At 68.7% G+C, this 7150-nt stretch carries 4 protein-coding genes and 1 tRNA gene; 4 read left to right on the forward strand and 1 reads right to left on the reverse strand.

Going from position 1 to position 7150, the window contains the following annotated elements; translation table 11 throughout:
- From LJE69_RS06320 to LJE69_RS06330, 3 genes are all read left to right on the forward strand, one after another.
- On the forward strand, positions 1 to 444 hold a 444-nt coding region (locus tag LJE69_RS06320; RefSeq protein WP_296922801.1), incomplete at its 5' end, for a helix-turn-helix domain-containing protein.
- Positions 445 to 539: 95 nt separating this feature from the next.
- Positions 540 to 645, forward strand: a tRNA-Leu gene (locus LJE69_RS06325).
- 291 nt (positions 646 to 936) lie between these two features.
- Positions 937 to 2316 (forward strand): cytochrome c, encoded by a 1380-nt coding sequence (locus LJE69_RS06330; RefSeq protein ID WP_296922804.1) that lies wholly within the window; start codon positions 937 to 939, stop codon positions 2314 to 2316.
- Between the two features lie 92 nt (positions 2317 to 2408).
- Here the strand turns inward: LJE69_RS06330 and LJE69_RS06335 are convergent, their stop codons facing one another.
- Positions 2409 to 2882: an Hsp20 family protein gene (locus LJE69_RS06335; protein WP_296922807.1), complete on the reverse strand. Its 474-nt coding sequence runs from the start codon at positions 2880 to 2882 to the stop codon at positions 2409 to 2411.
- Between the two features lie 575 nt (positions 2883 to 3457).
- On the opposite strand from LJE69_RS06335, the gene LJE69_RS06340 reads away from it, so the two are divergent.
- Positions 3458 to 6568, forward strand: a complete 3111-nt coding sequence (locus tag LJE69_RS06340; RefSeq protein WP_296922810.1) for an EAL domain-containing protein — start codon at positions 3458 to 3460, stop codon at positions 6566 to 6568.
- Positions 6569 to 7150: the final 582 nt, after the last annotated feature.

Genomic DNA, 7150 nt, shown 5'->3' on the forward strand with positions numbered 1-7150 from the left:
CCGATAATCCGGGCCATGAACGAGATCCGGATCGTCCGCCAACGCCTGCGCCAGGCACGACTAGCCGCCAAGATGACGCAGCAGCAATTGGCCGAACGGATCGACCGCACCCAGTCTCACGTGAGCGGCTACGAAACCGGGGAACGCACGCCGACCCTCGAGGTTACGACCCGACTCGCGGCCGCCTTGGGCGTCACGGTCCATTGGCTCTGCGGAGAGGATCGCGTCCATGCGGAGTTGCCCGCGGACATGCGCCCCGAGGTACTGCTGCAGGACCCGGACACCCCACCCGGCCTGGTCGCGCTCGCAGCCGATGCGAGGCTGATCGAATCGCTGGGGATTGCGGGGGCCGATTGGACGATGCTGCGCTCGCTGCGCTGTCCGGCGTCCCTGTCCAAGGAGGGTTACTTGGCCGTACTGCTGGTCGTGCGAGGCCATACTTAGTTCAGAGGTCGCAGGGTTGGCCCCAGCGTGACGCAAACGTGACGCGCGCGGGGCATGATCGGGCCACATGCGTCACGCTGTGTCACGTTTGACCGGGGCCGGATGCGCTAACATGTTGGAAAATCGAGATTCCGCAGTGGCGCGCTGGATTTAGGTTCCAGTGGAGCAATCCGTGGGGGTTCGAGTCCCCCCTGCGCACCATCCCGAAACCCGGCGCCATCCCGCAGTCCCATTCCGCGGCCCCAAGCAGCATGGTCACGCGGGCGCGCGGTAGCGCCGACGCCCCCTGGCGCTTCAGGGGCGCCGGGGAAATGGTCACGCGGGCGCGCGGTAGCGCCTATCCGGCCGCTGCTCGACCTGCCCGCGCGCTGGGTCTCGGACCATGTCAACGAGACCGAAAGCGCAGAATCCGAGCCGTGAATCGACCATGCCGCTCCGGCACAATGCGCGCCGCTGAGCCCAAGCCCTCGCCCGCCATCGGAGATGAGTCACATGCTGGACCACAGAGTCGTCGCTTTCGCAACCCTGTTGGCCTGGTTGTGCGGCGCCGGCGCCGCAACCGCCTCGGAGCCCGTGCCGCCAACCGCCGTACCACCCTCACCCGATGCGCCAGCGGCCGCCGCGCCGCCAGACGCCGAGCCCGCGCGGACCGCCGCGACACCATTGCTGCCGCCGGCGCGAGCCTATGGCGGTCTGTCCGAGGCCCGCATCGAGTACGGCCGTTACCTCACCCTGGCCGGTGACTGCGCCGCCTGCCACACGCGCGACGGCGGCAAGCTGTTCGAGGGTGGGCTCGGCATCAACACCCCCTTCGGCACCATCTACACGCCCAACATTACGCCCGCCACGGGCTACGGCATCGGCGACTTCAGCGACAAGGACTTCCTGCGCGCACTGCAGCACGGTATCCGCCCGGACGGCAAGCCCTACTACCCGGCGCTGCCTTACCCGTCCTACACCAAGGTGCGCGACGATGATCTGCTGGCCATCAAGGACTACCTGTTCTCGCTGACACCGTCGCGCTACGTGCCACCCGCGACCCAACTGCGCTGGCCCTTCGATATGCGCGACCTGCTGTTCGGCTGGCAAGACCTGTACCTGAAGGCCGGGCGCTTCGAGCCCGACCCGAACAAGAGCGACGCCTGGAACCGCGGCGCCTACCTGGTGCAGGGGTTGGGCCATTGCGGGACCTGCCACACGCCGCGCAACCTCGCCGGCGCGACCAAGAGCGAGGACGCGCTGAGCGGCGCCTATGTCGACGGCTGGTACGCGCCGAGCCTCACCGAAGCCCTCGCCGACGGGCTCGGCGACTGGAGCCAGGAGCAGATCCTGACCTACCTGCGCACCGGCGAGGCGCCCCCGGCCGCGTCCGGCGACGGTCCGGAAACCGCCGCGGTCGGCCCCATGGCCGAGGTGGTGCACCAAAGCCTGTCCCGGCTCGCCACGTCGGACCTCGAGGCCATAGCCGCGTACCTGAAGGACCAGCCACCGCAGGCCGCACCCGATTACGCCCCGCAGGTGCCGCCCCAGCTCACCGAGCAGAGCTACAGCCAAGGGCGCAAGCTCTACGCGACCTACTGCGCCGCCTGCCACCAGAACTATGGCCAAGGGCTCGCGCCCTACTTCCCGGCGCTCGCCGGCAACGAGACCGTGACGCTCGCCGAGCCCGACGACGTCATCAAGACCCTGCTGCTGGGCGCCCCGGCGAATCCGGACGAGGCATACTCGCCGCACGTGGTCATGCCCTCCTTCGGCAGCGTCTTCAACGATCAGCAGATCGCGACACTGGCCAGCTACATCCGCGCCAACTGGGGCAACGATGCAAGCCCGGTGAGCGCCGAAGCGGTCGCCGCGCTGCGCGGGAAGCGATAACCCGCAAACCGTCTTCCTCGAGACACAAAAAAGGCCGGGCATCTGCCCGGCCTTTTGCTAGGTCCGCGTCCCTGCGGTATCGACGTACCGCGCTAGGCGGCCGCCTTCTCTTGCTCCTGCTGGCCCTCGATCAGCTTGGCATCGTGGCCGCGGATCTCGATCTTGCGAGGCTTCATGGCCTCGGGGATCTCACGCCGCAGATCGACGTGCAGCAGACCGTTCTCGAGTCGCGCGTCCACCACCCGCACATAGTCGGCGAGTTGGAACTTGCGCTCGAAGCTGCGGTTGGCGATGCCGCGGTACAGGTACTTGGTCTCCTTCTCCTTGTCCTGGTCGGCACGCGCGCCGGAGACGCGGAGCACGTTGTCGGTGACCTCGATCTCCAGGTCGTCCTGCGAGAAGCCGGCCACCGCCATGGTCACACGGTAGTCGTTCTCACCGTGCACCTCCACGTTGTAGGGCGGGTAGCCGCCCGGCTCGGTGCGATAGGCCGACTCCAGCGCATTGGACAGCCGATCGAAGCCGATCATGGACCGAAAAAGGGGCGAAAAGTCGATAGTCGTCACGGACATATCCTCCAGTTGAGCAACATGTTCACAAGTGTGCGTTCTATGAACCGCACGCTCCGCAGGCCTCGGTGAGCGCCTGCGTTATGTAAAGTAGTGTCGGCATCGGATTATGTCAAGTGCGATGCAAAACAAAAGGCGTCGGCCGCCGGCGCTCGCCGCGCGCGACGGCTCCGGACAGCGTGCGCAATGGGCGCGTCCGCCGCTGACGGCGCCAACGGTGAGCGGTCGCTGGCGGTAGAAGCTCGGCGCGAGCTCGGTCCAGTCCAGTCTCTGGCTATACCGCTTGTCCGATGGAAGCTTCTCTTGGTCCGCGCTATGCTCCATTCGCCTGGCGGTGCCTCGGCGAGGTGCCGGCCCGTGGCGGCTCTGATGGGCGTCGCCCCGCGGGTGCTCCGTCGGTGTCAACGCCGCCGCCATCCAGCCGTGCGTCAAGCATCGCGCGACACGGCCCGGCGCCATTACACGCCGACTGGACGACACCAAGACCCCGCAGGGTACGCCGACGACTCATGGTTCCCTTGAGCTCAAGCAGCCAACGCGCCGAGGCCGCCGCGCCTGCGGCCCCCTCGCCCGTGCTGAGACCCGGCGACCTGGCCGCGCTGAATCTTCTGCAGACGCCCGTGTGGGTGTTCGACACCGAGCGCTCCCGCATGTGGTGGGCCAATGGGGCGGCCGTGACGCTGTGGAGTGCCGCCGACCTCGACGAGCTCCTAGCGCGGGACTTCGGCGCCGACATGTCGGATGTCACCACCGCCCGTCTGCGCGAGTACCTGCGCCGCTTCGCGGCCGGTGAAACGGTCCTGGAGCAATGGACCTTCTACCCGCGGGGCCGTCCGGTGACCGTGCACTGCACCTGCTCCGGGGTATGCATCGACAGCGGCCGGCCCGCCATGCTCGTGGAAGGGCGCCCGCCCCGCGAGCAGGAGGCCACCGGTGACGCGCTGCGCGGCGTCGAGGCGGTGCGCTACGCGCCCGTGCCCATCGCCCTGTTCGACCTGAACGGCCGGCCGCTCTTCCACAACCCCGCCGCGACGCACGTCTTCGGTCCTGCCACCACCGCCGACAGCCCGGGATTCGTCCAGCGCTTCGCCGACCCGGCGCTCGGCCGCCAGATCTGGCGCCAGGTTCGCGGCGGCCGCGAGCCGAGCGGCGAGGTCGCGGTCGCCACGCAAGTCGGCCAGCGCCGGCACCGGCTGCGCTGCCGCCTGACCGAAGACCCGGCCACGGGCGCCAAGGCGGTGCTCAGCGTGCATGAAGACGTGACGGATATCCATCGCGCCCGCGAGCACTATCGACAGCTGTTCATGGGCAACCCGGCACCGATGCTGCTCATCGATCCGGAGGACGGCAGCATCGTGGACGCCAACACGGCGGCTGTGGCCTTCTACGGCCATGCGGCGCGGCGCCTGCGCCGCATGACCCTCGGCGACCTCGACACGGAGGCACCACTCGCGACCATCGCGATCGCCCGCACCATGGCAGACGCCGACCAGCCCTTGGCGGGCCGCCATCGCCTGGCAGCGGGTGAGGTGCGTGATGTGGAGATCCGATCCGGCCCCGTCGATGTTGGCGGACGCGCGCTGTGGTTCCTGCTGGTGCACGACATCACCAGCCGGCGCGCCGCCGAGCACGGCCTGCGCGACAGCGAGCGTAAGTACCGCGCCCTCATCGAGCACAGCCCCGGCGGATTCTGGCTGCTTGATGCCGACGGCGTGACGCTGGAGGTCAACGCCGCCCTCTGCACCATGCTGGCCCGCAGCCGCGAGGCACTGATCGGCTGCGACCTCGGCACACTCGCGGATGCCGACCATGCCGCGACGCTGCGTGCCCACCTCGCCGCGGCGGCGCTCGGCACGGCGCCCGCGGTCGAGCTCGAGCTGCGCCATGCGGACGGCCATGCGGTGCCGGTACAGCTCGTGCTAGCCGCCCTGCCCGACTCCGTCGCCTGGCGCGGCTGCTTCGCCTTCGTGACGGACTTGTCGGCGTTCAAGCGCATCCAGGCAACACTCGAGAAGCTCTCGCATGCGGTAGAGCACAGTGGCAGCGCCGTCATGATCACCGACGCCGAGGCGCGCATCGAGTACGTGAACCCCCAATTCACTCGGCTCACCGGGTACACGCTGGCGGACGTCGCCGGCAAGACACCGAGCATCCTGCGCGCCGGCGATTCGTCGGACACGCTGTGCGCGGACCTGTGGCGGGCCGTCGGTGCCGGCGACGTCTGGCGCGGCGAATTGCACAACCGCCGCAAGGACGGCTCCCTTTACTGGAACCTGCTCACCATCGCGCCGATCCTCGATGCCGGGGGCGGCATCAGCCATTATGTCGCCGTTAGCGAGGACGTGACGGCCTTGAAGGAGGCCCACGCGCGCGCCGAGCACCTGTCCCACTACGACAATCTCACCGGCCTCGCCAATCGACGCCTGTTCGCCGAGCGCCTCGAGCAGGTGGTGGCGGCGGCGAGCCACGGCGCACCGCCGGCCGCGCTGATGTTCCTGGATCTGGACGGCTTCAAAGAGATCAACGACACCCTCGGCCACGCCCTCGGCGACCGCCTGCTGTGCGAGGTGGCCCGGCGGCTCTCCGCCATGCTCCGCACTGGGGACACCGTGGCGCGGCTCGGCGGCGACGAGTTCGCGGCGCTGCTCCCTGGCCTGCCGCGGGAGGAGGATGCAGCGGCGGTGGCACGCAAGATCCTGCACGCGCTGCAACAGCCCGTGGACCTGCCCGGGCTGCAGCGGCCGGTTGGCGCGAGCATCGGCATCACCTTGCTGCCCCGGGACGGCGCCGACGCCGATCAACTGCTGCGCAACGCGGATCTCGCCATGTACAGCGCCAAGAGCGCCGGCCGCCGCGGCTTCCGCTTCTTCCGCGACGAGATGAACCAGGCAATGGCGGTGCGGGTGCAGACCGAGCGCGAGCTGCGCGAGGCGCTTCGGGATGAGGCGCTGCTGCTGTTCTACCAGCCCGTGCTGCGGCTCGCGGACATGGCCGTGGTCGGCGTCGAGGCCCTGGTGCGCTGGCAGCACCCGCAGCGCGGCCTGATTCTGCCCGAGACCTTCATCCACGTAGCCGAGGATACCGGTCTCATCGTCGAGCTCGGCGAGCGCGTGCTCGCCCTCGCCTGCGCCGACATGCGCGATACCCTCAAGCACAGCGGGCTCGAGTGGGTCGGCATCAACGTCTCGGCGCGCCAGTTCCAGGCGCCGGAATTCGAGCCGCGCCTGCGCCGCGCGCTCGCGGAGGTCTGCACCAGCCCAATGCGGCTGCAGCTCGAGCTCACCGAAACGACGCTGATGCAACGCGGTCGGCCCGATCACGCCGCGCTCGTGCGCATGCGCGAGCTCGGTGTCGGACTGGCGGTGGACGACTTCGGCACCGGCTGGTCGTCCATGGCCTACCTGAAACAGTTTCCGGTGGACAGCCTCAAGGTCGACCGCTCCTTCATTCGCGCGATCCCGGAGGACGACAACGACCGTGCCATTACCACCGCGGTACTGGCCATGGCCCGGGCGCTAGGCATCACCGTCGTCGCCGAAGGCATCGACAGCGCCACCCAGTTGGACTTCCTGCGCGGCGCCGGCTGCGACTATGGCCAGGGCTTCCTGCTCGGGCGGCCCATGCGGGCGTCTGCGCTGATGGACTGGCTCGCCGAGCGTACCGCGGCGCAGCGCCCGCACTGAAGCCCAGCCCCACCCACGGCCCGATGCTGGTCTCTCGAAGCGCCACCATGCAGATCACGGTGCGCAGCGCGATGTGCTCAGGTCGAAGTCGCGGGCATAGGGGTTGGGCAAGCGCGGCACGATGCGCAACGCAGATCAACGATTCGGATACTTGTTCGCCCGGATTATGAGCGGGTGCAGCGGAAATCGAGTCTGTCCCCTTGTCCCGGTCCCTCGTCCCCCCTAGTCGGCGCGGGCCTGCCAGGACATCGCCCAGGGTCATGATCGCCTGAGCGAGATCATCACAAAGCGAGATTCCCGACTCCCGCGGCCGCATAATCGTTTCGTGTTCGAAACACCTTGCTTCAGATCAAGTGCACGGCTTGTCGTCATCCGCGCCGGGCGTCCATCATGCACCTCGCTCAGCCCATCGCAGCCCAGGGGGAAGTTCGTCATGGACCACCACGCCGATGCCGCCGTCCAGACCCTGCCCAATGGGGTCATGCTGAACCTGTATCCGGACAGCATCGGCAGCCGCCTCGCCGACGCCGTCAAGCTGCTGCACGAGCCGGCCTTCGACGACGCCTTCTCGCTCTTGTACCT

The sequence above is a fragment of the Thiohalocapsa sp. genome (assembly GCF_022340605.1).
GTDB lineage: Bacteria > Pseudomonadota > Gammaproteobacteria > Chromatiales > Chromatiaceae > Thiohalocapsa.

What these genes read in the sequence shown, in the direction of transcription:
- LJE69_RS06330 (WP_296922804.1), top strand. Translation starts at nt 937, where the DNA reads ATGCTGGACCACAGAGTCGTCGCTTTCGCAACCCTGTTGGCCTGGTTG.